Origin of the sequence: Vibrio campbellii CAIM 519 = NBRC 15631 = ATCC 25920 (assembly GCF_002163755.1) — a bacterium.
GTDB classification, from domain to species: Bacteria; Pseudomonadota; Gammaproteobacteria; order Enterobacterales; family Vibrionaceae; genus Vibrio; species Vibrio campbellii.
Genome location: NZ_CP015863.1, coordinates 2,209,645 through 2,236,169, shown reverse-complemented (window position 1 = coordinate 2,236,169; position 26,525 = coordinate 2,209,645). Strand labels below are relative to the sequence as shown.

The following is a 26,525-nucleotide window of genomic DNA, read 5'->3' as shown; positions in this document are numbered from 1 at the left end:
TAGGAGTAGGGTCAATGGCCGTACAGAAAAACCGTAAAACTCGTTCTAAGCGCGGTATGCGTCGTTCACACGATGCGCTAACTACAGCTGCACTATCTGTAGACGCGACTTCTGGTGAAACTCACCTACGCCACAACGTAACTGCTGAAGGTTACTACCGTGGTCAAAAGGTTATCAACAAGTAAGGTTGAACCTTTGCAAAGTATTACCGTTGCACTTGATGCAATGGGCGGGGATTTCGGTCCACGCGTAACAGTGCCTGCCGCCGTGCAGGCACTGTCTCATTTCCCAGAGCTAAAAGTGATTCTTATAGGTGATCAATCCCTGATCACGTCTCAATTATCTCAACTAGGTACCTCTACCAGTTCTCGTTTGAGCATTCTTTACAGCGAGAAAGTGATATCCAATTCAGAAAAGCCCTCTTTAGCATTACGCAATAGCCAAAATAGCTCCATGCGTATGGCCATTGATCTAGTTTCTGACAACGAAGCAGATGCTTGTGTGAGCGGTGGTAACACCGGAGCCTTGATGGCGCTCTCACGATTTGTTCTTAAGTTGCTTCCTGGTATTGAGCGTCCTGCTTTAGTTTCCGCCTTACCGACCATCAGTGGTAAACGTACTTGGATGTTAGATCTTGGTGCAAACGTGTCGTGCGATGCTGACTCGTTGTTCCAGTTTGCTGTGATGGGCAGTGCATTAGCAGAAGAACACCTAGGTCGACCTCCTCGTGTTGCTGTGCTAAATATCGGCGCAGAAGAAATTAAAGGTAATGATTTAGTCAAACGCTGTGCAGAAATGCTTTCTCAAACCGACGCAATCAATTTTGTCGGTTATATTGAAGGTAATCAAATTTTGCATGACGTGGCCGATGTCATCGTTTGTGATGGCTTTGTCGGTAACGTATGCTTAAAAGCCAGCGAGGGAACAGCGCAACTCTTTATCGAAAAATTAAAAACCAGCATGATGACATCGACGATAAAGGGTTGGATTGCTAGAAAGTTGTTTTCTCGGCTATTTAATGAACTAAAAACACTGAACCCCGACCAGTATAACGGCGCAAGTTTGCTAGGATTGCGCGGCATTGTCATAAAAAGCCATGGAAGTGCGGATGTATCTGCGATTGTCAATGCACTTGGCGAGGCAGTACACGAGGTCAAACGACAAGTACCAAGCCGTATTAGCGATCGTTTGGAAGCGGTTTTACTCGAGAGGCATTATTAGTCTTCATGTATAGCAAAATTTTAGGTACTGGCAGCTACCTGCCATCTCAGGTGCGTACTAACGCAGACCTAGAGAAAATGGTAGATACAAGTGATGAGTGGATCGTTGCTCGCACGGGTATTAAAGAGCGTCGAATTGCAGCAGAAGATGAAACTGTTGCGGACATGGCATTCTACGCAGCTGAAAACGCTATCGATATGGCCGGCATTGATAAAAATGATATCGACCTAATTATCGTTGCTACCACGAGCAGCAGCCATACTTTCCCTTCATCTGCGTGTCAGGTGCAAGGAAAGCTTGGCATTAAAGGTTGTCCTGCATTCGACTTAGCCGCTGCTTGTTCAGGCTTTGTATACGCATTGTCTGTTGCTGATCAGCACATCAAATCAGGTATGTGTAAAAACGTACTCGTGATTGGCGCAGACGCATTGTCTAAAACGTGTGATCCAACGGACCGTTCAACCATCATCCTATTTGGTGATGCGGCTGGAGCAGTAGTGATTGGTGCGAGCGAAGAGCCAGGCATCATCTCTACACACGTATACTCAGACGGCCAATTTGGCGATCTGTTGAGCTTACCTGTGCCAGAGCGCGGCAAAGATGCCGACAAGTGGCTGCATATGGCAGGTAACGAAGTATTCAAAGTGGCAGTAACTCAGCTATCTAAGCTAGTGAAAGACACGCTTGAAGCGAACGACATGCACAAGTCTGAACTAGACTGGCTAGTGCCGCATCAAGCGAACTACCGAATTATCTCAGCGACAGCGAAGAAACTTTCGATGTCACTAGACCAAGTCGTGATTACACTTGATAAACACGGCAACACATCAGCAGCAACTGTGCCAACAGCACTAGATGAAGCGGTACGTGATGGTCGTATTAAGCGTGGTCAAACTCTGCTTCTTGAAGCGTTTGGCGGCGGATTCACTTGGGGCTCAGCTCTGGTGAAATTCTAAGTTTCACAAGAATTCAAAATTTAAGATGCGCTACGGTGCATCTTATTTCTTTTTACTTTGCTTAAAGGAAAACAACATGAGCAAGTTTGCTATCGTATTTCCAGGCCAAGGTTCACAAGCTGTAGGTATGCTTGCTGATCTAGGCGAACAATATGACGTAGTAAAACAAACATTTGCAGAAGCATCTGACGCACTAGGTTACGACCTATGGGCGCTTGTTCAAAATGGACCTGCAGAAGATCTAAACCAAACTTTCCGTACACAGCCTGCATTGCTAGCTTCATCTGTTGCTATCTGGCGCGTATGGCAAGAGCTTGGTCTTGAGCAACCAGCAAACCTAGCGGGTCACAGCCTAGGTGAGTACTCAGCACTAGTATGTGCTGGCGTGATTGACTTTAAAGAAGCAATCAAGCTGGTTGAGCTACGTGGTCAACTTATGCAAGAAGCCGTACCAGCAGGTACTGGCGCAATGTACGCGATCATCGGTCTAAATGATGAAGCGATTGCAAAAGCTTGTGAAGAAGCAGCACAAGGTGAAGTCGTTTCTCCAGTAAACTTCAACTCACCTGGCCAAGTTGTTATCGCAGGTAGCAAAGACGCAGTAGAGCGCGCGGGCGCACTATGTAAAGAAGCGGGTGCAAAACGTGCACTTCCTCTTCCTGTTTCAGTGCCTTCACACTGTGCACTAATGAAACCAGCAGCAGAGAAACTAGCGGTTGCGCTAGAATCTATCGAGTTCAACGCACCACAACTTCCTGTTATCAACAACGTTGATGTGGCAGCAGAAACGGATCCTGCAAAAATCAAAGACGCACTTGTTCGTCAACTTCACAGCCCAGTTCGTTGGACTGAGAGCGTGCAACTAATGAGCGAGCAAGGCGTAGAAAATCTTCTTGAGCTTGGCCCTGGCAAAGTACTGACAGGTCTGACTAAACGTATCGTGAAAACACTAAGCGCAGCAGCTGTTAACGACGTAGCGTCGCTAGAAGCCGCTAAGTAATTCGTTCACGATAAGAAAAGGAAAACACAACATGATGAATCTAGAAGGTAAGATCGCTCTAGTGACAGGCGCGAGCCGTGGCATTGGTCGTGCGATTGCTGAGCTTCTTGTTGAGCGCGGTGCAACGGTAATTGGTACTGCGACTTCTGAAGGTGGCGCAGCGGCTATCAGCGAATACCTAGGTGAAAACGGTAAAGGTCTAGCACTTAACGTAACTGACGTTGAGTCTATCGAAGCAACCCTAAAAACCATCAACGATGAGTTCGGTGCAATCGATATTCTTGTTAACAACGCAGGTATCACTCGCGATAACCTACTAATGCGTATGAAAGATGACGAGTGGAACGACATCATCAACACAAACCTAACGCCAATCTACCGCATGTCTAAAGCGGTTCTGCGCGGTATGATGAAAAAACGCGCAGGTCGCATCATCAACGTCGGTTCTGTTGTTGGTACTATGGGTAACGCTGGTCAAACGAACTATGCAGCAGCGAAAGCAGGCGTAATTGGTTTCACTAAATCAATGGCTCGTGAAGTCGCTTCTCGTGGCGTAACGGTTAACACAGTGGCTCCTGGTTTCATCGAAACTGACATGACTAAGGCGCTAAATGATGACCAACGTGCAGCAACGTTGTCGAACGTGCCGGCAGGTCGTCTAGGTGACCCACGTGAAATTGCATCAGCAGTTGTATTCCTAGCTTCACCTGAGGCTGCTTACATTACTGGTGAAACTTTGCATGTAAATGGTGGCATGTACATGGTTTAATGCACAGTTCGTGCAAAATAAGCTACTTTACTTTGTGAAAAATAGCCTATAGTTGCTGTTAACTGTCATTAAGTTGTCATGCTCATGCGCAACATTTGTGCATGATTTAAGTCAAAAATGTATTGAAATTCGGTTAAATTCGCTAATTTTGTGGTTTGACCAGCAAGGACCCCCTTGCAACTTTCAATAGTTCGAATAAACTACGGAATCATCGCATTAGGCGAAATCTGTAAAGGAAAAGAAAAATGAGCAACATCGAAGAACGCGTAAAGAAAATCATTGTTGAACAGCTAGGTGTAGACGAAGCAGAAGTTAAAAACGAAGCTTCATTCGTTGACGATCTAGGTGCTGATTCTCTAGACACTGTAGAGCTAGTAATGGCTCTAGAAGAGGAATTCGACACTGAGATTCCTGACGAAGAAGCTGAGAAAATCACTACTGTTCAAGCTGCAATCGACTACGTAAACAGCGCTCAGTAATTATCTCTCCCAGGCGGTCTCCTAGACCGCCTGTGTTCTTTCTAACTTCTTCTATCCTCTCATAGAAACATTCAATTCCCGGAGAATTATATCGTGTCCAAGCGTCGTGTAGTTGTCACAGGCATGGGTATGTTGTCACCGGTAGGCAACACAGTAGAATCATCTTGGAAAGCCCTGCTAGCAGGTCAAAGCGGTATCGTGAACATCGAACACTTCGATTCAACGAACTTCTCGACTCGTTTTGCTGGTCTTGTGAAAGATTTTGATTGCACAGAGTACATGTCTAAGAAAGATGCTCGTAAAATGGATTTATTCATCCAGTACGGCATTGCAGCGGGTATCCAAGCACTGGATGACTCTGGCTTAGAAATTACCGAAGAAAACGCAGCTCGAGTTGGTGTAGCAATCGGCTCAGGCATCGGCGGTCTAGACCTAATCGAAACAGGCCATACAGCGCTTGTTGAAAAAGGTCCTCGCAAAGTTAGCCCATTTTTTGTTCCTTCGACCATCGTAAACATGGTTGCAGGTAACCTATCTATCATGCGTGGTCTTCGTGGTCCAAACATCGCGATTTCTACGGCATGTACTACAGGTCTACACAATATCGGCCACGCAGCGCGTATGATTGCATACGGTGATGCTGAGGCGATGGTTGCTGGTGGTTCAGAGAAAGCATCTACACCACTAGGTATGGCTGGTTTCGGTGCAGCGAAAGCACTTTCAACTCGTAACGATGAGCCTCAAAAAGCGTCTCGTCCATGGGATAAGGGCCGTGATGGCTTTGTTCTTGGTGACGGTGCGGGCATGATGGTTCTTGAAGAATACGAGCACGCAAAAGCACGTGGCGCTAAGATCTACGCAGAGCTAGTTGGCTTTGGTATGTCTGGCGACGCTTACCACATGACTTCTCCAAGTGAAGATGGTTCAGGTGGCGCTCTAGCAATGGAAGCGGCGATGCGTGATGCAGACATCACAGGCACTCAAGTTGGTTACGTGAACGCTCACGGTACATCGACGCCTGCTGGTGATGTTGCTGAGATCAAGGGCGTGAAACGTGCTCTTGGTGAAGAAGGCTCTAAACAAGTATTAGTATCTTCAACTAAATCTATGACTGGTCACCTTCTAGGTGCTGCAGGTTCTGTTGAAGCTATCATTACAGTGATGTCTCTAGTTGACCAAATCGTTCCCCCAACGATCAACCTAGATGATCCTGAAGAAGGCCTAGATATCGATCTTGTTCCGCATACTGCGCGCGAAGTTAATATGGAATACGCAATCTGTAACTCGTTTGGCTTCGGCGGTACGAACGGTTCGCTAGTATTCAAAAAATTCGCTGAGTAAAAATCTCTAACACTGTTTTAGAGTAGCGATACTTGTATTCTAACGGCTCGATGCTTAGCATTGAGCCGTTTTGTTTTATTTGTCGATCAGAAAACAAAGGATATCTGAATGTTCTGGGTAAATGGACTTCCACAAACGCATGTTCCGCTTGGTGACCGCTCGTTTCAATATGGGGATGGCTGCTTCACCACCATCAAAACTAAGCACGGTCGGTTGGAGCTCTGGCAAGCGCATATTGAGCGAATGGAAGCGTGCCTAAAAACATTACACATCCCTTTTCCTGATTGGAGCCAAGTGTTCGATTGGGTAATGAAAGCGGTCTTGAGTGACGAGCTTGCTGGAATCAAAATTCATATCAGTCGTGGCACTGGAGGGCGAGGGTATAGTCCCAGTGGTATTGAAGGGCCAGTAGTGACTATTTCGAATTTTGCGTTCCCTTCTCATTACTCTTTATGGCAAGAAAATGGCGTGCAGCTAGGGGTTTGCGAAACTCGCTTAGGTATTCAACCACTCCTTGCTGGCCATAAGCACAACAACCGGCTAGAGCAGGTTCTCGCAAAGGCAGAAATTGATGATTCTGAATTTGCCGATGCTGTGACGTTAAATGTGCAAAATCATGTCATTGAAACTACAATGGCAAACCTTTTTTGGGTTAATGATAAGAAGGTTTACACACCGGAGTTGAATTTGTCTGGTGTGGCTGGCGTAATGCGCCGTCAGGTATTGGAATTATTCCAAGCTGAAGGTTACCCAGTGCAGGTAGCCGAGTTCACACTGGCTGATTTGCTTGATGCAGAAGAGGTGTGGATGTGTAACTCATTATTGGGTGTCGCGCCAGTTTGCGGTATTTCAACACCAGATAACAAGATTGAATTTCCAATTGGAAAATTGACACGACGACTTCAAGGGAATCTAAATTCGTGATTAAAAAACTGTTTGCTTTTGTTGTACTGATTGCCGTTATTGGTGCAGCTGGTGTTTTTTACGTTGTTTCACAGACTAAGCAATACGTTAACTCGCCAATTCTAATAGAGCAGCCACAACTGTTTACCGTTGAAAATGGTACTAGCTTTCACCGTGTCATGCGTGATTTGGTGAAAGACAATATTATTGAAGCCTCTGATTACACTCGCTTAATGCCTCACCTTTACCCAGAGCTTCTTCAAGTGCGAGCAGGCACTTACCAACTTGAGCCGAATGTTTCTTTATACGAGACGCTAGAGCAACTAAACACAGGTAAAGAACATCAGTTTGCGATTACTTTTGTTGAAGGTAGCCGTTTCTCTCAGTGGGTTGAACAGCTAAGCGTTGCGCCTTATGTAAAACATGACTTAACTGGACTGTCTGAAAAAGAGATGGCAGAGAAGCTAGGTATTGAACGTGATAAGCTTGAAGGTTTATTCCTTGCGGAGACTTACCATTACACTGCTGGCGCAAGTGAAAGTCAGATCTTAGAGCGTGCACACAGCAAGCTAAATAAGATCCTTGATGAACAATGGGAAGGACGTCAGGACAAGTTACCACTGAAAGATAAATACGAAGCGCTGATCCTTGCTTCTATTATTGAGAAAGAAACGGCAATTGATGCTGAGCGTGAACGTGTCGCATCAGTCTTTGTTAACCGTCTCAATAAACGTATGCGTCTGCAAACGGATCCGACCGTTATCTACGGTATGGGTGATGCGTATGATGGTAATATCCGTAAAAAAGATTTGCGTACACCAACGCCATACAACACATACACAATCAATGGTTTGCCGCCAACGCCTATCGCTATGGCAGGTGAAGCGTCGATTGAAGCTGCTTTAAACCCAGAAAACAGCAATTATCTATATTTCGTAGCAAGTGGAAATGGCGGACACGTGTTTTCGAAATCCCTTGCTGAGCACAACCGTGCTGTACGTGCCTATTTAAGAGAACTAAGAAAGAACAAATGATGAAAGCAAACTTTATTGTCGTTGAGGGCCTAGAAGGCGCGGGTAAAAGTACTGCGATTAAAACTGTTTTAGACACACTTAAGGCTGCGGGTATCGAAAATATCGTCAATACGCGTGAGCCGGGTGGTACGCCACTCGCAGAGAAAATGCGTGCGCTAGTCAAAGAAGAGCACGAAGGCGAAGACCTGAAAGACATGACAGAGCTGCTTTTGCTTTACGCCGCGCGTGTTCAGTTAGTTGAGAACGTGATTAAACCAGCACTAGCAAACGACCAATGGGTGGTGGGTGACCGTCATGATTTGTCCTCTCAAGCTTACCAAGGTGGTGGCCGCCAGATCGATGCATCACTGATGAAGAACCTACGCGATACAACGCTAGGTGAGTTTAAGCCTGCTTTCACATTGTACATGGATATCGATCCGCGTATTGGTCTTGAGCGTGCACGTGGCCGTGGTGAACTAGACCGCATCGAAAAAATGGACATCAGCTTCTTTGAGCGTACCCGTGAGCGTTACTTGGAGCTTGCGAACGCAGATGACTCTATCGTAATTATCAACGCAGAACAGTCGATTGAAGACGTGGCACAAGATATCAAAGCTGCGCTCAATGAATGGCTAGCAGCACAGTAAGCAGAGTGTGGATTGAGGTAATTCATGTTAAATGACTTTCCATGGTTACAACCCGTTTGGGATAACCTCAAAGTAAGTTTGGATTCCGAAAGAGTTCCAGGTGCCTTGCTGCTGCAAAGTGCGCAAGGATTAGCCGTTGAGAAGTTGGTCGAACTCTTTAGTCATTCGCTTTTATGCCAAAACTACACCAGTGAAGCGTGTGGTTTTTGCCACGGCTGTCAGCTAACGCAATCGAACAGCCACCCTGACTTACACTGGATCAAACCAGAGAAGGAAGGGAAATCCATTACCGTTGACCAGATTCGAGCATGCAATCGTCTTGCGCATGAATCATCTCAGCTAAATGGCTATCGTTTGTTTATCATTGAACCTGCGGATGCGATGAACGAATCAGCGTCGAACGCGTTGCTCAAAACACTCGAAGAACCAGGGCAAAAGTGCTTGTTCTTGCTTGTCACGCATAACCAAGAACGATTACTCCCAACCATCCAAAGCCGTTGTCAGCAGTGGGTTGTGACGCCACCTTCGACAGAACAAGCGATGAGTTGGATGAGCGAGCAGGGTTCTTTGAAAGTGCCAGCTTACGCGCTTAAGCTGAACATGGGCTCCCCAATTAACACACTAGAAGCAGTAAAAAGTGGCGAGCTTGATGAGTACCAGGCATTTGAGCGCAGTTTGATTGAGGCTTTGTCTTCTCCTGTTTCTGATGTGTTCCAATGTGCGTCTTTGATGGCCAAGAACCCAGATAAAGCGTTGGATTGGGCTTGGTACTTATTAACTGATGCACAGAAAGCGCAATTTGGTGTGGCTGAGGCAGACCAGTTGCCAGGGGCTGACAAGTTTCAACCGAACAACTACAACGGTTTATACTCAGCAGCACAAAAATTACTCGAGTTAAAGGCTCAAATGCAAACCTTCCCGGGCTTGAACCTTGAGCTACTATCAATGAATTGGTTAATTGAATCACGAGAGGCATTATGTTCGTAGATTCTCACTGTCATTTAGACAAATTGAATTACGATGATCTTCACATCAATGTTGAAGACGTTATTAACAAAGCAAAACAAGCGAACGTAACAGAGCTTTTATCTGTGGGCGTTACGCTGGATTCCTTCCCTAAAATGCTGGAACTGATCACGCCGTATGAAAATGTCTACGCGTCTTGTGGTGTCCATCCTCTCGATGTAGAAAGTGACTTCTCGATGGAGGTGTTACGCCAGCATGCTTCTCACAATAAAGTCGTTGCGATTGGGGAGACAGGCCTTGACTACCATTACAAGCCAGAGATGGCAGCGTTACAACAAAAGCGTTTTGAACAGCAAGTTGATTTAGCGGTAGAGTTGAACAAACCACTTATCATCCATACCCGCAATGCGCGCGAAGATACATTAGAAATTCTACGCAATGGAGGTGCAGAAAAATGTGGTGGTGTGATCCACTGCTTTACTGAAGATCTAGCTTTTGCAGAAGCGGCGCTTGATTTAGGTTTCTACATCTCAATTTCGGGTATTGTGACCTTCCGTCAAGCAACAGAATTGAAGGAAGTTGTAAAAGCTTTGCCCCTTGAAAAGTTGCTTATAGAGACTGACTCACCATATCTTGCGCCCGTTCCGCACCGCGGAAAAGAGAACCAGCCAGCCTTTGTAGTGGAAGTTGCGGCTTACATTGCACAGCTAAAAGGGTGTTCATTATCTGAAGTCGGGCAAAAAACCACCGAAAACTTCCAAAATCTTTTTTTGCGATGAAAAATCAAGAAACGGTTTAAAAAGGGGCGAAAGCCCCTTTTTTGTTTAGAAATACGCCAAAAAGATCATTTGGTTTAATGTTTACTAAATTTGTTGATTTAAGCGCATTCAAATTCATCAAATGTAATTTTGTTACTAAAAATAACATCAGCCTTTATTTTATTTACGCCTTAAAATTAATTATATAGATAATAAAATCTTTATAAAACAGTAATATAAGTTTAATGCAAACCTTTTCATTGGCTGTTTTTCGGTGTGATCCAAGACTTGTTTTGAAACTAAATTTCGTAACTGTGTGGAAAGTTTGAGGGTCATCAATATATATTTAGAGCCGGAAAATATAATGCCTCGTGTGGTTACATTTTCATTGGGTGCTAACATTTAGGCTACGGGGGTGTGCCGTTAGTGCCCAAATAATACTTATAATTTATCAGGAGCATAAACATGTTTAAGAACCTTTTTGCAAGCCTGCAAAAAGTTGGTAAAGCTCTGATGCTACCAGTATCAGTGTTGCCAGTCGCAGGTATCCTACTAGGTGTTGGTGCTGCCCACCTAAGCTTCATTCCAGAGGTTGTATCTAACCTAATGGAACAAGCCGGTGGTTCAGTATTCGGCCAAATGGCACTTCTATTTGCTGTTGGTGTAGCTCTAGGCTTCACGAACAACGACGGTGTAGCTGGTCTAGCTGCTATCGTTGGTTACGGCATCATGACAGCAACGCTAGGCGTTATGGCTGGCATCATGGGCGTTGAGAAAATCGACACAGGTGTACTAGGTGGTATCCTTGTCGGTGGTGTTGCTGCTTGGGCATTCAACCGTTTCTTCAAAATCCAACTTCCAGAGTACCTTGGCTTCTTCGCTGGTAAGCGTGCAGTGCCAATCATCACTGGTTTCGCTGCGATCTTCCTTGCAGTTGTTCTTTCTTTCGTATGGCCACCAATCGGCGGTGCAATCTCTGCATTCTCTGACTGGGCTGCACACCAAAACCCACAACTTGCTTTCGGTATCTACGGCGTAGTTGAGCGTTCTCTAATCCCATTCGGTCTACACCACGTATGGAACGTACCATTCTTCTTCGAAGCAGGTACTTGTGTGAACGCTGCTGGTGAAACGCAAAACGGCGTACTAACTTGTTACCTAGTTGCTGATGAAGCTTCTCGTGCTGCTGGTAATGGCTTTGGTCAGCTAGCGGGTGGTTACATGTTCAAGATGTTCGGTCTACCAGCTGCAGCAATCGCAATTGCTCACTGTGCTAAACCTGAAAACCGCGCGAAAGTAATGGGTATCATGGCGTCGGCTGCTCTGACTTCATTCCTAACTGGTATTACCGAGCCAATCGAATTCTCATTCCTATTCGTTGCTCCACTACTATACGGTATCCACGCTCTACTTGCTGGTTCTGCGTATGTTGTTGCTAACACGCTAGGCTTTGTACACGGTACATCATTCTCACACGGTCTGATCGACTTCCTAGTTCTATCTGGTCACGCTCAGAAGATGGGGCTGATGGTAGCTGTTGGTCTAGTTTACGCAGTAATCTACTACGTAGTATTCCGCACAGTAATCACTGCTCTTGATCTTAAAACTCCAGGTCGTGAAGACGAATCTGAAGAAGCTGCTGCAACTTCTGGTTCTGACATGGCAGGTGAGCTTGTTGCAGCATTCGGCGGCAAAGCAAACATCACTGGTCTAGACGCATGTATCACTCGTCTACGTGTAGCAGTAGCTGACACAGCTGCAGTTGACCAAGACAAGCTAAAACAACTAGGCGCTGCTGGTGTTGTAGTTGTAGCAGGTGGTGTTCAGGCTATCTTCGGTACTAAGTCTGACAACCTGAAAACTGAAATGGATGAGTGGATTCGTAACCACGGCTAATCTCAGTCATTCATGATAGAAAGGAGGCTTCGGCCTCCTTTTTGCTTATTATCCTTTTCGTTCTTCATCCAACGTTGCGTATTCTTCTCTCTTCTCTCTTCTCTCTTCTCTCTTCTCTCTTCTTAGGGCTTACTTTCTGACATTGTTGTTGTGATCCCTGACTCAGCCTTACCTTTGTGGGTTTTTTCGTACGTCATTCTTACTTATTACTGACATAATAAAATGCCACCATGTTTGAATTATGTACGCCGTTTTTTAAGAGTGATGACGTGTATGAAAAAGCAAATAATGTTGGCAGCTGCACTGTTCCCGAGTGTTAGCATGGCAGCAAATCAACCGACAAACTTCTCTGTCGGTATGGCAGTGGATCAGCAGCTAAGTGTTGTGATTGAAATTGAAGATAAGTATCGCGGTATTATTGGTAACGATGGTATGGCGTTTGACTACATCGCCAAGCGCGGGTCATTTGATCAAAGTATGCCGCTAACATGGTACGTAGGTATCGGTGGTTGGTATGAATGGGATGACGAATTTGGCGTTCGTGTGCCATTAGGTCTGAACTGGGACCTATCGAAAGGCTGGGACCTTTACGCTCAAATTCATCCAGAGCTAGAACTTTACAAAGGGCCGGACTTACAAATCGGTGGGGCACTTGGTATCAAGTACAGTTTCTAAATGGACACAAAAAATGCCGGCGTAGAGCCGGCATTTTGTTTGTGAAACTTATCTGTTCTATGAATTAACGGCTTTATTGCTGTTTATTCATTGCTCTTTTGATGCATACCGCAGCGCCACCCCAAGTGATGCCAAGACCGATAACCATCATGATGATTGCACTTGTAGTCATTATGCTTTCTCCTTGCTCGCAACATTAATCAGTACACCAAACACAAACAGCGCAGCAATCATTGCCCAACCTAGTGTAAGGTCGTAGCCGCCGTAGCCCTCTGTTAGAAGTGCGTACAGTTTTGTCGCCAAGATAATCGCTAGCATGATCGGAGTGATGAAGCGTAGACAGACTTCAAACCATTGACCGACAGAGAAGTCAGAGCGTTCGTTTACGTAGCGACGAACTTCCGGTACTTGTTTCAGCAACCATGCCATCAGAAGGATTTCCACTAGACCACCTACCATAATACCGACGTTGTTTGCGAAATGGTCAACAAGGTCAAGCAGAAGTAGACCGCCATTGGTTGCAAATGCCATTGAGACCACAAAACCTGTACCAATCACAACATTCGCAGCTTTCTTACGGCTCCACTTCAGCTTGTCGATAACCGCTGACGTTACTGCTTCCATAATTGAGATGTGCGAGCTTAAACCAGCCACAACCAAAGCAAAGAAGAATAGGGGGCCAAGAATGTATGGTGCTGGTAGCAAGTTAATTGCCGCAGGTAACGTAACAAATGCTAAACCTACACCCGCTGACACAACTTCAGTCAGAGGTTTGCATTGTTCTTGAGCCATGTAGCCCAACACAGAGAAAATCATGATGCCTGATAGAATCGAGAAACCACAGTTGATCAATACCGTCATGAAGGCGTTATTGGTGATGTCTGATTTCTCTGGCAGATAGCTTGAGTAAGCCAGCATGATGGCAAAGCCGATACTCAACGTGAAGAAGATCTGACCGTAAGCGGCTGCCCATACCTTCACATCCCAGATTTTGCTGAAGTCAGGTTCGAACATATAGTTCACACCGTCTAGTGCGCCAGGAAGGAAGATCATACGGCCAATCAAGAAGATCACCATAAAAAATAAGATAGGCATCATGATCTTAGACGCACGCTCGATCCCTGATTTTACGCCACTCACAATCGCTGTGTAGGTAATGGCCCAAGCAATTAGCATAGACAATGCGATCTTCCATTGAATGCTGCCTAAATCCGTTGGAGAGTTATCACCAAGCTTTAGGTATTCACTGAAGAAGAAAGCGTTGGTATCTGAACCCCAACTTTGGGTAAACGACATACCAAAGTAAGAAATTGCCCAACCAATCACGGCTACGTAGTAAACGGCGATAACAGCGGCGACACCCACTTGGAACCAGCCAAGCCACTCAAACTTGGAATGAATTTTGGCCAGTGTTTTTGGTGCAGAACCACGGTATTTTTGACCCATGCTGAACTCAAGGATCATAAAAGGAATACCAGCAGTGATCATGGCAAAAAGGTAAGGAATGAAAAAGGCACCACCACCATTTTCGTAGGCCATGTATGGGAAACGCCAGATGTTACCCAAACCGATGGCTGAACCGACTGCGGCTAAGATGAATCCCGCACGTGATCCCCATTGTTCTCGCTTCATATTTGACTCCTGTACGACTCCCTAAGGAATGAAGCTCTTCTCGGCAACCTGCAATCCAGAAGAATAAAGAACAACTGTTATCCGTCAGTCTTTTGTCCAATATTCGGTATTGTTATTAAATTCTGGAGTTTTGCTTTGTATTGCCTAACAAGAAATAGAATTAAATGCTTTAAATTTTGATGTGTGTTTGTGAAAGCTGAAACATTCTTCTGCTTTATGTTGTCAGACTAACTTTTTACATTATTTAGCGCAATAGATTCTAAATGTTAATGGCGATATTTTATCTGGTATAAATATTGTTAATTAGTGGTTTGCTAGGCTATCTGACCAGTTATTGAAGGTAGTTTTTGAAATAAAATACTGATTCTTGAGTGTGATCTTGGTCAAATTAACTGTTTTTATGTATTAGGGCGTATCTCTGTATTCGATACGCCCCATAGAGGATTTTTCGCCAAAATCATTCTTTGAAAGTGGAAGTTATTAGAAGCGGAAACTAAAGCCAATATTGGACTGGAATTGGTTCATCCAGTCGGTCTCAAACTTGATGATGCAAGATGAGCCATCAGTCGGAAGGACACATGCACCAGAGGTATCATTATCCACAACGGTGCCTAACCAACGGATCTGAGCCGTCATTGCAAAGTTTTTTGAAAATTCATATTCGAGACCAGCGAAAGCACTAGCCGAAAAACCATATTTGTCACTAACCCAATCCGCATCGGTATAAGAGCCACCTAAACCAAGTCCGACATAGGTTTGCCACCCTTGAGTGAGTGGGTAGTAAATACTGCTTTGAAACTGCAGGTAGTGAATATCTATCGAGTTATTGATGTCTTGTAATTCAGAAGATTGATTAGAGTAAAATAAACCAATACGACCCAGTTCAAAAGGGGTTTCTACCGATAACGCGTAGTTAATAGAAGGGTCTAAATCGTAGGTACGTTCCTTTTGATCCTCGACTTCCCCACCTCCTGTAAAGCCGACATAGGGGGTAACGATAACGTTTGCTTGAGCAGTCATAGAACAACCCAATAATACACTCCCCATTAGCCAGCCAACTTTATAATTCATTTGCTATCTCCTTATTATGACTAAGCTAATTGTGATGCCTTAGTCAAAATCGTGCGACTAAATTAAGCAAATCTTGAACATATTTCACACTGGTGTTATTAATTTGTTACAACAAAAGGAGGTGTCTATGGAACACGATCTAAAATCAGCCCTACTCATCGTCGTCACGGTATTCGCAGTTTTACTCTCTTTTGGCATTATTGCGATTACTACGGCTTAAGTCACTGGCACTGCGCCTATGATACGTAACAGCGGTATTATCACTGACAGCCATACAGAGCTAAACGTCGACGTTTATGAGCACTTTAGAAATGGCAAAACAGCCCTTGTCACGCAAGGAGGAGGGCAGAGAGGGATTTTTACCGCTGGAGTACTGGACGCATTTCTTCTCTCTAACTTTGACCCGTTTGACGAGTTTTATGGCACCTCTGCTGGTGCACTCAACCTATGTGCTTTCCTTTGTCGTCAACATGGAATAGGTAAGTCCTTCATTACAGACCTCACCACATCTGATCAATTCTTTAATCTATTCCGCTATATCCGTAAGAAGCAGTACCTTGGCTTAGAGTGGGCTTTAGAAAGAATTCAAGATTACCCTTACAAGCTGGACTTAGACCTTGGCCGTTTGGCACTAGGCGACCGTGGAGCATTTGCTGCAGTAACCAATGTCGATACGCTCTCTGATCAGTATCTTCCAATACTCGGTGCGGATTGGGTAAGCACCATGGTGGCGACTTGTGCAATCCCAAAATTGTATCAAGGCCCTGTAGGTGTGAATGGTCATCGTTTTGTCGATGGTGGCGTTTCTGCCTCTATTCCTGTGCAAGAAGCGTGGCGGCAAAATGCGCGTAATATTATTGTGATTCGTACCGAACCTTTCTCTGAATCCGAAGCAAAAGTACAAAGTGAAGTTGGTGATGACAAAGTCGAATGGTATCGCGAATCCATCAATTCAGTACAAGAGTCTTGGCAAGTTAAAGTGAATCAATGGAAAGAAGATTGGAGTGGCTTTCTTCAGCAGAAAATTAATGCTGCGCATGACTCTAAACTAACTGGTGGTAAGCTGTTAAATGGCGGACGCTGGTTGTTTGGAGCTGATAACTTATACCGTTTAAGTCACCTAATTGGGGAGAACTTTGACTCCGGCTTAGCGGATATGTTGATGATTCACTACCAAACCTTCGAGCTGACTCAAGCATTCCTATCTACACCTCCGGATGACACGTTTATCCTACAACTCGCCCCAAGAGAAGAATTGCAATCCTCCTCTTTAATGAGCGACCCAGAAGCATTAAAGCATGATTATCAACTCGGATTACAAACAGGCTTTAATCTTGTTCGGTTGTATGACGAGTTATCTAATCAGTAAGGCTTTAGCATGAGTACTTCATTGCGTTGCTCGGATTGTGGGCTGTTTTTTCTTCTTTAACTTATAAAACCTATCTGAAAGTTCTCAAAAGAGTTTACGAAACTCCCTTCAAATAAATTCAAGTTATTGATTTATTATGTTTTAACTTTCTTTATCGTTGAATTACCTAGTGATTCACCATCCTTGCATTAGATTGCGTATAAATTTTTTATCGTTCTATACGCCATGCTATTGAAAAGAATTATTCACTCTTTATTTGTTCTTTCCTGTTTGCCTATCTCCAGTCATTCGGTTTTAGCTCATGAGAAAAATATTGTTGATGAAGCAAGCCGCGAGCAAGTGTCGCACTCTGCTTCAAAAGTTGAGAAAAACACCGTTGTTACCTTTTCATTTTATGGAGACGAAGAGAGACAGCTACAAGCGCTGTTAAATTTGGGTACCTATTGTCGAGAGGATATTCAACCAAGTGGTGCAACCTTAATTCAATGCGGTCCATACACACCGGAATTATGGAAGATAGCGGAGCCTTTGGTGTATGAAATCACGGATAACAACTATCAAGTTACTGAGACGTTGATTGATGCTTTACCTAACTTACGCTTACAAGATAACTCTAGTGATGAAGTGAGTCCTTACTTAAACACTTTTACTTCTGAGTTGGTTGCGATCAGTCAGCAGCAATATGAAATGGGCAATACAAAGGCATACCAAGAGCAGCTGCCGTCAAGGCTCGTGGCCAATGGTGTTAGCACGACTGAGCAGTGGTTATCTGAACAATGGGAAGATGCCAATTTTGATATTGGTCTTTCGCTAAACAAAGGTAATCAATGGGCGTTTGATCATTTCGAAACACTACTTCCATTCTGGGATCAAAACGGTCGAGCATTATGGTTTATGCAAACAGGAGTGGTGTTCAATCGTGAGAACTTCCACGGGCGAGATTTTGCGCATCTAGGGTTAGGTTATCGTCAGTTGGATGATAGCCAGTTCTTCGGGGTGAATGGTTTTCTTGATTACGATCTATCGCGTCAGCATACGCGTGTCAGTGTTGGTGCGGAATATGGCATGGATTACGGCACATTTAGCACAAATGCTTATTTCCCGCTCTCCAATTGGAAAGACTCGCCGGATCACTATGAAGGAATGAACAGCCTAGTTGAGAAGGCAGCGAAGGGCTGGGATTTGAACTTGGAGACGTATCTGCCTTTGGATACGCGCTGGAAGTTTGGTTTAACGGCGGGTCAATACCTTGGCCGTTACGTGGAACACAGTGATGGCAGTTTGCCATCGAAAAATCCATACCATTTCAGCTTGAGTACAGAGTTTCGCCCCGATCCTGCGTGGGCGTTCTCGCTGGGCTATCAAACTGAGCAAGGCGCAAAGGAGCAGTGGATTGCAGGGATCAATTATACCTTATCGTTGAGTGGTCTCTACGAGGGTGAGCGACGTTTGTCTCAACAGAGTTTACTACCGAAACCGGAGCGATTGACTGATTTTGTTCAGCGTGACCATAACATGGTGCTGGAGTACAAACAGAAGTTTGCTGAGATAAGTATTCGCCTCCCGGAAAGTGCACTCGTTACAGAGTTGAGCCAGAAAATGCTCTCGTCTTGGATGGAAGTCAAAGGGGGCGCCGATATTGTGTCATACCAGTGGCAAGGTGATGCGGCGAACTATCTTAATGACATACAAGCCTCAAGCCCAACATTTATCGCGCCAGCCTATCGTTATGACGCTAACAATACCTTGTCACTTTCCGTTTCTTACAAGTTGCGTAGTGGGCAAATAAAGCAGTCCAACACAATGAAAATCACAGTAACGGACAGCAAACTTCTTGAATCCTTGGACTTTTCACCTGCTAGAGCCGTTGCCGGTGAGCGAATTACTGCAACCGCGAAATTAAGCGTAGCGGCAGCAAATGCGCCGATTGCGTTTGAGCTCTCTGCTGAGAGCTTACTCGGTCTCTATATTAATGGTGAAGTCCCAATTCTCAAAGATGGTCAAACCACGATTATCGTGAATACGACGACTGATGAGGAGGGCGTGGCTGAATTGGTTCTTCTTAGTGAAGAAGCCAATAAAGTGAAAATTACGGCCATTTACCACGATGACCGAGACCATGCTAAGCAGGGGATAGTCGAATGGGCTAAGGCGAAGCAATACCAGATCAAAATATTCAGAGGGCAGCAAGAGATCATTGGCTCAGGTAATGAGAGCAGTGACCCTTTGTTTACTCATCACACATTGACAGCAGAGCTGTTTGAAGATGGTGAGTCGATTAATGATACGTCGAACTTTGTATTTCAATGGTGGCGACGAGCCCATGATAAGTCAGGTGATTTTGAAAAGATTGCAGGGGCTTCAGGGAAAAACTACCAATTGACTGGTGCTGATCAGGGCTTCCAGATCAAGGTTACGGCCAATCAGAAAACAACAACCAATCAACAAAAAATAATCAAATAAAAAGAGAGTATTATGAAGAAAACAGCCATTACACTTGGGCTTCTTATCAGCGGTTTCACAGCAACAGCAGCTTGGGCGATTGAAAGTAATGTCACTGAACCAGTACAGGGTCACCAGCCAACGGTAACGGCTCCTGTGGTGAAGACAACAGATATTGTATGGCAAGCTTCGGATATCGAAGTCGAATTCGATAAACCGACTGCTGATGACCAAGATGGTGATGCCATCACCAAGGTTACGTACTGGTTAGTAGATGCGAGTGGTAACGAATACGCAAAAGTAGCTGAAGCGGATATCAATGATTTGAACAAGGGTGCCATTACATTTTCAAACTTCAATGAGTTAAAAAACAAACAATTAAGTCTTGTTTGGCAAGTTCATACTGCACACGGCTACCCATTAACAACGCTTGTGTCTAATCCAGTGACTTCGAACAAATTCACGGTTCACGCGAATACGACTCTGACCATCAGCGGTACAGCTGAAGTGGGTCAAACCCTGATGGTAAAAGCGCATGATGGTGAGGTTGTTGATCTGAAGAAAGAAAATGTAACGTTCACACTGACACCAGATACAACAGACGCATCTGGCCTTTACGACCTAAACGTTGCTCAAGCTGCGCTTGATGCGGTGGTGACTGAAGTCGATAATGACCTACAATTCGTATTACCGAAAGAGCTTCAAGGTTACACCATCACTGCGTCTATGAACGAGGCGCCAATCACTCGTGCTTTACTACGTTAATCCTTTGATTCTGCTTTAACCACTAACCAAGCGGGCTGTTTTCAGCCCGCTTTCTCTCGATAGGGGTACCACCATGATACGTCAATCCATCATCACTATTTTGGCTTTAAGCTGTTCTTGGTCAGCGATGGCAGAATGCCCTGAAAATCAAGTTTGCTCGAACTCTACGCCCGCCATTTCAGGCCACGGTTACCCAACCGATTTGCCTAAATGGAACGTCGCACCGAGTGAAAATAACACCATAGGCATGGATGAAATTTCAGTTAGTGAAATTGGAGATTATGATCCTGATGGCGATAAGGTCATTGCCGATTCAAAAACCTACCAGTGGTGTAATGATAAGGGAGACTGCTTCGCGAATTCGCCAAGCCTGACCATCAAGCCATCCGACATTGATAAAGTGTTTGAGAAAGGCGTGGGCTTTAAACCTCTGACCGTGACATACAGCGGCGAAGTTGACAAGGGCTACCCAGAAGCAACGCGCACTTTTGAAAGTGAACCGTTACCTGTGGCGCTTGAGTACCCGCCGGATGGCACCAAAGGCATCTGTTACGAGGCGCAATCTGTCAATACTATGCAAATCAACTTTGACAATATTGATTCAAATCCACCTGGAAGTCGACAGTATCGGTTGAGCTTTGAGGCGATGGCGTTTGATTCTCTGCCGGGCGTGGTTGAAACTCCAGAATCGGCAACTGTAACTGATGTTAATTTCTACCCCACAACCCCCAAATTTAAAAGCAAAAAGTTGCCCGAAACGCTGGTTGTCGACTTCTCATACGATGGCAAAAACCCGATACCGATTACGCTGACCAAGGATCCGATCCCTCCTTTTGTTGGTTATGTGATGTATCAAACACCATATGGTTCAGTATTTGATTACCCGAAGACAAACCCTGAAATAACCATCAACAGTGTTAGCTTTGATTTCAATATGGCGGGCAGTGACCAAGACAGACGAACAAGCATGGTCCATTGCCAGCAGTTTGACCGCTAACCATCGCGATAGGGCTCATTGAGTTTGCCATGAATTTTAGTTTGCGATCGCTGAGGGCACATAGATGATTGCCTTCAGTGATCGCCAACCAATCGTCTTTATATCAATCAGCAGTGGGTATCAATCGGCTGTAGGATGGCCGTTTTTCTCGCCGTTGTATGCCACTCACTCAGCACGCATAAAATCACGATTCAATGCGCCCGTTTGTACCGCTTTTAGAACGGGCTGATTCGTGGCTCTGATAATCACAATTCTACCTGTTCAAGCTTAGGGGATAGCCAGTGGTCGTGCTTAATGCCTGAATCTGGTTACCACAGCACGGGTGTTCAGGTAGAAATGTGGATAGCCGGTGGCGCGCGCAGAATGTGGGGCGGCGAGCTGACTATCGATGATTTAGTGGAGTCGGTACCGATGGAGGCGTGTATTGATCGCGCCATTGCCTCGATTGAATTGTGGAAACACCAGGGGTTTGATAGCTACCGTTATACCGCAGAAAAACTTCACTTGGTGCTGGAAGGGCTACCGACCATCCCTTACCAAGGCACCATCGATGAAAATGCTCTGATTCTGGACATTTTACACACCTGCGCGCTGCAAAGTGACGAGGTGCCTGCGCTTCTTAAGCCATAACACTGGCGACTCGTTCACTGAGTGAGCCCGCTTTTTACGAAGCGGGCTGAATAAGCTAACCCATTGAATTAACAGGCTCTAAAAAAAAACTCATAAAACCTAAAACTAACGGTAATTCACTGTATTTCACGCCAAATTAAGCACAAGCTTGGCCTGTCTTTAAAGGTCGCTACCTGTTGGCTGTGATGTCCAATAGCCGCCATTTGGCCGAGCCTATTCAATGACATTCGTTGCCAACGAACTTAACTTGATTGAATTTTAAGGCCTTTATTTACTATCAACTTTTTACTCATTACTAAGGGTGGTTTCCCCCCTTTTCATAAGCAGAGAGACTGAAATCTTAATGAAATTTTCTCCTATTTACGCGGCATTGCTGACCAGCTTAGCCAGCATTTCAGCAGCCCATGCCGCTCAACACACGCAGAACATTGCGGAAGGTTATGGCGCAGACAATATTCCGCCCAACAAGCAGTGTTTAGATGTCAACCCTAATGGTGCCAGTCCATTTTGTGTTGCGAATTTTAAACCGAAGGGGCTTACCCTAGAGCCTAATCAAAAGGTCACGATCACCACGCCAGTTTCGTTCCCAGATGGCGTATGGTTCGGAGAGCAAGCGCCAAGCAGGGTGGTGATTCGTGGCTCTGATGGGCACAATTCTACTTGTTCAAGCTTGGGGGATAGCCAGTGGTCTTGTCTGCTTCCTGAGTCTGGTTACCATAGCACGGGTGTTCGGGTAGAAATGTGGGTAGCCGGTGGCGCGCGCAACAAGTGGGGCGGCAACCTCACCATCGATGATTTGATCCCTGATGCGCCTGCAATTGAAAACGCATCCGCGACATTTGCGCCAGCAAAAGGTGACAACCTGACTCGAGACGGCAAAATGTGGCTAGCGACCCAAACGCCAATCGAAGTTACGTTAGACTTCGATTTAAAGAATGACAGCGCAAACAGTTTTGCTAACCAACCTATTCGAGTGCTACTGCAAAAAACGGGCGGTACTGGCGGTGACAACACCCCACCAGAGTGGGTAACGCTATCAGGCCAAGCGAGCAATATCAAAAATGGTCATAACCGCATCACGGGTCAGGTTATGCCTTCACAAGGTTGGGATTCGGAAGCGTTTTACACGGTATCGTTGGGCTATAAGCTGAACGACAAAGGCGAGATTCTTTTTGATGATACGCAAGGCGCTACTTCAATGACAGGCCAAGGCGCTTTCTTGAGTGCATCGCCAATGCGTATTGTCGATTCTAACAACTTAGACAGTACCTGTGTGTTGACACAAAATACTCCTAAGCCCTGTGACCTTATTGCCAACGGCAGCCAAGTAAGACTGACGGACCTTGATGTATGGCAAGATGCTGATAACCCACAAAGCATCCATGCGGGCACGCAAACTCAAACGTTACAAGGTGGCCATGTAACAAGCGATGTTCCGTTTGAACTGCAAACCACAGGCAAACAGACGTTTAGTTGGCACAACGTTTCTACGGAGGTTACGTACGTCACTGATGCTAGCCAAATTGTGCTTGCCGATGCAGATCGAATGAACGATGTCGTTTACAAAAACGCATACATCAACGGTGCCGTTGCTAAGGTAACAAACAAAGGTAGCCGAAACGGCAACCGTGAAGCGCGTAATACTGGTATTCAAGTTACACTCGATACTCTGGATCACAGTGCAATTTCAGGTTTGGAAAGTGTGGCGTGGTCGGCAGAGTATCCGCTGGTCGACCTTGTGAAAGCTAACGCCCCTGAACTACCACCCGTAGTTGAAAGCGGTTTAAGAATGTTAGAGTGGGCAATCAACAACACTATTTTAAAGAACTCTGTTCAGTTCTCTGAAGATGGTCAATTCTACTTAGATGTTGCTCGTCTGAACGATGGTATTACAGACGCAATTGAAAACTTAGGCAGCCAGTACGAACAGTACTTCCCGCGTTTCGCAAACGTTGTATTACCGCTGGATCTTGTCGCGCATTACCGTGTACACGGCGTAGATAAGGTGAAGTCAAAACGCTTTAATATTGCGATTGGTGACCGAGGTAAGCGTATTATTAACTTCGATAGCGATGGTAACTCACAGTGTTTGACCAATGTTGGCGGCAAGTTTGCATTCCAAGAATGTGACACCTCACAAGCTGTGAATGAAAATACTGATCCTAACGTGCTGTTTAAATTTGTACCAGCGGCGCCTGGCACTATCAAGCATCCGACGAATATATTCCAAGTTCGTCCTGCGAGCGATGATACACAGTGTTTAACGGTGAACGGTTTCAGCAGTTACAATGTAGTTAGCCAAGAATGTAATGTTGATGCTGGCGCGTCTCAATTATTCTCCTATAAAGCGCAATCTGATCTTCACTTTGCAGAATCTATTGTAACTTCAGGTAATACTCCAAAGATGACGATTGCTTCATTGTTCAATGGCCGTGTCTTTGACCTCAGTGGCGGTGGTGCTGGTGGTAGTCAAAGGGGTGATTTGATTGTTTACCCGAAAAATGGTGACAAGGGTTCGGTGAACCAACACATGTTTGTTTCTCGCTTCGGTATTCAAAATGAAGCAGATAAACCCGTGACGGTACCCGTCTCGATGACAATGACTTGCAGAACTTGGGGTGAAGACTCTTATCATCAACATAATCTAATAACTCTAACTGTTGACAACGAGGAGAACGAACATGATGCTTATGTTTATATTAACTTCCTAGGTCAATATGAACTCATTCGCGCAGGTGAAAAGAGAGAGATTAACAGACGCGAGATGGTAGGTCAGAACGGGTTAGAGCAGGTTTATCGTTTTAGACCAAAATACAACCCATATAATGCTTACTTTTCAATGCCTTCAAACGAAAATGCATGCCAAGCTTGGTATGGGAAAGATAAAAACTTATCTGAACAGCTTTTTGTGTATAACGCATTGACTGAAATTCCCCAATAAATAGTCATTAAATATAAGGAATAAGGTTTCAAACCTTGTTCCTTTTTTTGATTCGAACAAATAACACCAATTTTCTTATTTATGAGGAAACCGATGAAAAATACGTTATCAATTACGATTTCAAGCGCCATTCTAGCGTTAAGCAACCAAGCCATTGCTGCACCAAGCGTGGATCTTGAAGGGGCAATACTACAAGGTCTGACACATTCACCAGTGGGGTACTCATCACAAGTTGATGCGTTTATGGGCGTGAAATATGCTTCAGCTGAACGCTTTCAGGCACCAAAGATTAATCACTTTAAAGCGGGCGTTCATTATGACATGACTGCTGCAGGGGATATCTGTCCGCAAATAGCTCACACAATGGAAGCGAACGGTGTGGTACAAGAAACACAAAGTGAAGACTGTTTAAATGCGAACGTATGGCGGCCATCAGGTGTTGATGAAGGTGAAAAGCTGCCCGTTTATGTGTTCATTCATGGTGGTGCATTTGAGCTTGGCTCTAGTACGGTTAAGCAGTTTGATGGCGCGAACCTTGTTGCTAAAAATGCAGATGAGGGCAACCCGTTTATTTTGGTTAGCATGAATTACCGTTTGGGTATTCTTGGCAGCTATTACAGTGAAGAACACTCTGGTAACTACGGTATCCAAGACCAGAAGGCAGCGTTGCAGTGGATTCATGAACATATCGATAGCTTTGGCGGTGATGCTGACAATATTACTCTGTTTGGCGAAAGTGCCGGTGCGATGTCAATCGGCATCCAATTAATGGATGAGCAACAAAACTCTCATTTGTACCAACGTGCTATTATGGAAAGTAACCCATATGGTGTGAAATACAAAGATGCCAAATCGGCCAAATGGATAGCTGAACAAGTAAAAGACAAACTCAGTACTGATCAAGATATTCGAACGGTACCCTTTGAAGAGCTCATCAATATACAGTCTCAAATGAAGGCACCGATGACGCAAATTAATAGCTTGATGACGATTACGCCAAGTACATCAGGTTTGTTGGCTTGGGCACCTTATGTCGATGGGGGGACTGTCCCGTATCAGCCGAGTGAATTAAAATCGGTAAATGGTGTTGATGTGACTCTGGGCTTCAATAAAGATGAATCCAATATTTTTGTTGCGCCGTTCGATATGGTACTTAATGCGTCCGGTAGCTACAATTTATTGGTTGATGCATTCTTTGGTTCAGACAAAGGAGAGCAATTGCGCAATATGCCTGAATTCCACTTAACCTGGTGGAACAGCTCGCCAGAAAAGCGAAAAAACACCGCCCGAAAATTGATGAATCAAGTTTTATTTATGTGTTCATCTCAACATGTTGCGCAAAACTTGTCGTCAAACCAAACAACAACCTCGCTGTACCAATTTAACTATCAACCAGACTTTGCCTTATGGCCGGATTACTACGTGGAGAGCTTTACAAAAACATGCTCACCGTCAGAAACATCTTGTCATGGTGCTGAACTGTCTTTCATCTTCGGAAATGAGGTGAACGCAGTATCTGGCCCTACCGTTTTTTCTGAAAAGGATCACCAAGCGAAAGACGTTCTTATGTCCAACTGGCTGAAGTCGAAGACATTCGAACCATATTCGCAAGAGACAGACAATATTACGGTATTTAACGAAGAAGCTTACTTTAATGTAAGTGGTGATTGGGATAATACGAAAAATGGTAATGTGTGTTCTCAAGTTAATGAAATAATGAACAGTAATACTAAGCTTTACTAACGCTAATTATCAATATCATAAACTTTAAATGGCAGCTTGGGTTGCTGCCATTTTTTATATTTTAAATTTTTAAAGTTGTTGTAAGTATGTCTTTTGAATTCTTTTTTGAAAAAATAAATTTAAATATTAAATTGGTAAAAAGCCTTGAAGATTTAGTGGTAAGGAAAAGGAGAAAGAATATAGGTAACGCAGGTTCAAGCTTTAAAGAAGTTGATGGTCACCTCTCCGAGATAAAATACAATGTATATCTTAATGAAAAACATCAACGGAATATTGGCACTTAGAAGGCGTACTGCTTGTTGGGAATG

Annotated in this window: 25 protein-coding genes; 22 read left to right on the top strand and 3 right to left on the bottom strand. The window is 44.7% G+C overall.

All coding sequences use genetic code 11. The annotated features are described in order from the left end of the window. Positions 1 to 14 precede the first annotated feature (14 nt). From rpmF to A8140_RS10670, 14 genes are all read left to right on the top strand, one after another. The gene (gene rpmF, locus A8140_RS10735; protein WP_005396978.1) at positions 15 to 185 is read left to right on the top strand and encodes a 50S ribosomal protein L32; all 171 of its coding nucleotides are present in this window, start codon (positions 15 to 17) and stop codon (positions 183 to 185) included. A 10-nt stretch (positions 186 to 195) separates the two neighbouring features. Continuing rightward, positions 196 to 1,221 (top strand): phosphate acyltransferase PlsX, encoded by a 1,026-nt coding sequence (gene plsX / locus A8140_RS10730; RefSeq protein WP_005531467.1) that lies wholly within the window; start codon positions 196 to 198, stop codon positions 1,219 to 1,221. 5 nt (positions 1,222 to 1,226) lie between these two features. Continuing rightward, positions 1,227 to 2,177 carry a beta-ketoacyl-ACP synthase III gene (locus A8140_RS10725; RefSeq protein WP_005531469.1) on the top strand — a complete coding sequence of 317 codons (951 nt, stop codon included), beginning with the start codon at positions 1,227 to 1,229 and terminating at the stop codon, positions 2,175 to 2,177. 76 nt (positions 2,178 to 2,253) lie between these two features. Continuing rightward, positions 2,254 to 3,177: an ACP S-malonyltransferase gene (gene fabD, locus A8140_RS10720; protein WP_005531470.1), complete on the top strand. Its 924-nt coding sequence runs from the start codon at positions 2,254 to 2,256 to the stop codon at positions 3,175 to 3,177. A gap of 34 nt (positions 3,178 to 3,211) precedes the next feature. Next, positions 3,212 to 3,946, top strand: coding sequence for a 3-oxoacyl-ACP reductase FabG (fabG, locus tag A8140_RS10715; RefSeq protein ID WP_005444803.1), 735 nt, complete (start codon positions 3,212 to 3,214; stop codon positions 3,944 to 3,946). 245 nt (positions 3,947 to 4,191) lie between these two features. After that, positions 4,192 to 4,425 carry an acyl carrier protein gene (gene acpP, locus A8140_RS10710; RefSeq protein WP_004406112.1) on the top strand — a complete coding sequence of 78 codons (234 nt, stop codon included), beginning with the start codon at positions 4,192 to 4,194 and terminating at the stop codon, positions 4,423 to 4,425. A gap of 93 nt (positions 4,426 to 4,518) precedes the next feature. Continuing rightward, positions 4,519 to 5,766 (top strand): beta-ketoacyl-ACP synthase II, encoded by a 1,248-nt coding sequence (gene fabF / locus A8140_RS10705; protein WP_005531472.1) that lies wholly within the window; start codon positions 4,519 to 4,521, stop codon positions 5,764 to 5,766. 108 nt (positions 5,767 to 5,874) lie between these two features. Then, positions 5,875 to 6,690: an aminodeoxychorismate lyase gene (gene pabC / locus A8140_RS10700; protein WP_005531474.1), complete on the top strand. Its 816-nt coding sequence runs from the start codon at positions 5,875 to 5,877 to the stop codon at positions 6,688 to 6,690. Beyond that, positions 6,687 to 7,703 carry an endolytic transglycosylase MltG gene (gene mltG / locus A8140_RS10695; protein WP_038863413.1) on the top strand — a complete coding sequence of 339 codons (1,017 nt, stop codon included), beginning with the start codon at positions 6,687 to 6,689 and terminating at the stop codon, positions 7,701 to 7,703. The genes pabC and mltG overlap by 4 nt, the downstream gene beginning before the upstream one ends. Next, a complete protein-coding gene (gene tmk, locus A8140_RS10690; protein ID WP_033000671.1) occupies positions 7,700 to 8,332 on the top strand; it encodes a dTMP kinase in 633 nt (210 codons plus the stop codon). Before mltG ends, tmk begins: the two co-directional genes overlap by 4 nt. Before the next feature lie 24 nt (positions 8,333 to 8,356). Further along, positions 8,357 to 9,319, top strand: a complete 963-nt coding sequence (locus A8140_RS10685) for a DNA polymerase III subunit delta' (RefSeq protein ID WP_005536515.1) — start codon at positions 8,357 to 8,359, stop codon at positions 9,317 to 9,319. Then, positions 9,310 to 10,077 carry a TatD family hydrolase gene (locus A8140_RS10680; RefSeq protein ID WP_005536516.1) on the top strand — a complete coding sequence of 256 codons (768 nt, stop codon included), beginning with the start codon at positions 9,310 to 9,312 and terminating at the stop codon, positions 10,075 to 10,077. Before A8140_RS10685 ends, A8140_RS10680 begins: the two co-directional genes overlap by 10 nt. Positions 10,078 to 10,521: 444 nt before the next feature. Then, positions 10,522 to 11,952 (top strand): PTS glucose transporter subunit IIBC, encoded by a 1,431-nt coding sequence (gene ptsG, locus A8140_RS10675; RefSeq protein ID WP_005536517.1) that lies wholly within the window; start codon positions 10,522 to 10,524, stop codon positions 11,950 to 11,952. Between the two features lie 273 nt (positions 11,953 to 12,225). After that, positions 12,226 to 12,627 carry a hypothetical protein gene (locus A8140_RS10670; protein ID WP_005425675.1) on the top strand — a complete coding sequence of 134 codons (402 nt, stop codon included), beginning with the start codon at positions 12,226 to 12,228 and terminating at the stop codon, positions 12,625 to 12,627. Positions 12,628 to 12,700: 73 nt separating this feature from the next. On the opposite strand, the gene A8140_RS10665 is transcribed toward A8140_RS10670, so the two are convergent. The 3 genes from A8140_RS10665 to A8140_RS10655 form a co-directional block, all read right to left on the bottom strand. After that, a complete protein-coding gene (locus A8140_RS10665) occupies positions 12,701 to 12,799 on the bottom strand; it encodes a MetS family NSS transporter small subunit (RefSeq protein ID WP_005536518.1) in 99 nt (32 codons plus the stop codon). Next, a complete protein-coding gene (locus A8140_RS10660) occupies positions 12,799 to 14,259 on the bottom strand; it encodes a sodium-dependent transporter (protein ID WP_005536519.1) in 1,461 nt (486 codons plus the stop codon). Before A8140_RS10660 ends, A8140_RS10665 begins: the two co-directional genes overlap by 1 nt. A 480-nt stretch (positions 14,260 to 14,739) precedes the next feature. Further along, complete coding sequence (locus tag A8140_RS10655) at positions 14,740 to 15,330, bottom strand: outer membrane protein (RefSeq protein ID WP_005536523.1); 591 nt, start codon at positions 15,328 to 15,330, stop codon at positions 14,740 to 14,742. A gap of 127 nt (positions 15,331 to 15,457) precedes the next feature. On the opposite strand from A8140_RS10655, the gene cydH reads away from it, so the two are divergent. The 8 genes from cydH (at position 15,458) to A8140_RS10615 (ending at position 26,217) form a co-directional block, all read left to right on the top strand. Beyond that, on the top strand, positions 15,458 to 15,550 hold the full coding sequence (gene cydH, locus A8140_RS10650; protein ID WP_005444835.1) for a cytochrome bd-I oxidase subunit CydH: 93 nt from the start codon (positions 15,458 to 15,460) through the stop codon (positions 15,548 to 15,550). An 18-nt stretch (positions 15,551 to 15,568) separates the two neighbouring features. Further along, a complete protein-coding gene (locus tag A8140_RS10645; RefSeq protein WP_005536358.1) occupies positions 15,569 to 16,699 on the top strand; it encodes a patatin-like phospholipase family protein in 1,131 nt (376 codons plus the stop codon). Positions 16,700 to 16,924: 225 nt separating this feature from the next. After that, positions 16,925 to 19,162, top strand: a complete 2,238-nt coding sequence (locus A8140_RS10640) for an inverse autotransporter beta domain-containing protein (RefSeq protein ID WP_005536356.1) — start codon at positions 16,925 to 16,927, stop codon at positions 19,160 to 19,162. A gap of 12 nt (positions 19,163 to 19,174) precedes the next feature. After that, a complete protein-coding gene (locus tag A8140_RS10635) occupies positions 19,175 to 19,906 on the top strand; it encodes a hypothetical protein (protein ID WP_005536354.1) in 732 nt (243 codons plus the stop codon). Positions 19,907 to 19,979: 73 nt separating this feature from the next. After that, positions 19,980 to 20,903, top strand: a complete 924-nt coding sequence (locus A8140_RS10630) for a hypothetical protein (RefSeq protein ID WP_005536350.1) — start codon at positions 19,980 to 19,982, stop codon at positions 20,901 to 20,903. A gap of 294 nt (positions 20,904 to 21,197) precedes the next feature. Further along, positions 21,198 to 21,533, top strand: coding sequence for a hypothetical protein (locus tag A8140_RS10625; RefSeq protein ID WP_005536348.1), 336 nt, complete (start codon positions 21,198 to 21,200; stop codon positions 21,531 to 21,533). A gap of 343 nt (positions 21,534 to 21,876) precedes the next feature. Next, entirely contained in the window at positions 21,877 to 24,474 is a 2,598-nt protein-coding gene (locus A8140_RS10620) for a hypothetical protein (protein ID WP_005536345.1), read from the top strand. A gap of 93 nt (positions 24,475 to 24,567) precedes the next feature. Further along, a complete protein-coding gene (locus tag A8140_RS10615) occupies positions 24,568 to 26,217 on the top strand; it encodes a carboxylesterase family protein (protein ID WP_005536343.1) in 1,650 nt (549 codons plus the stop codon). Positions 26,218 to 26,525: the final 308 nt, after the last annotated feature.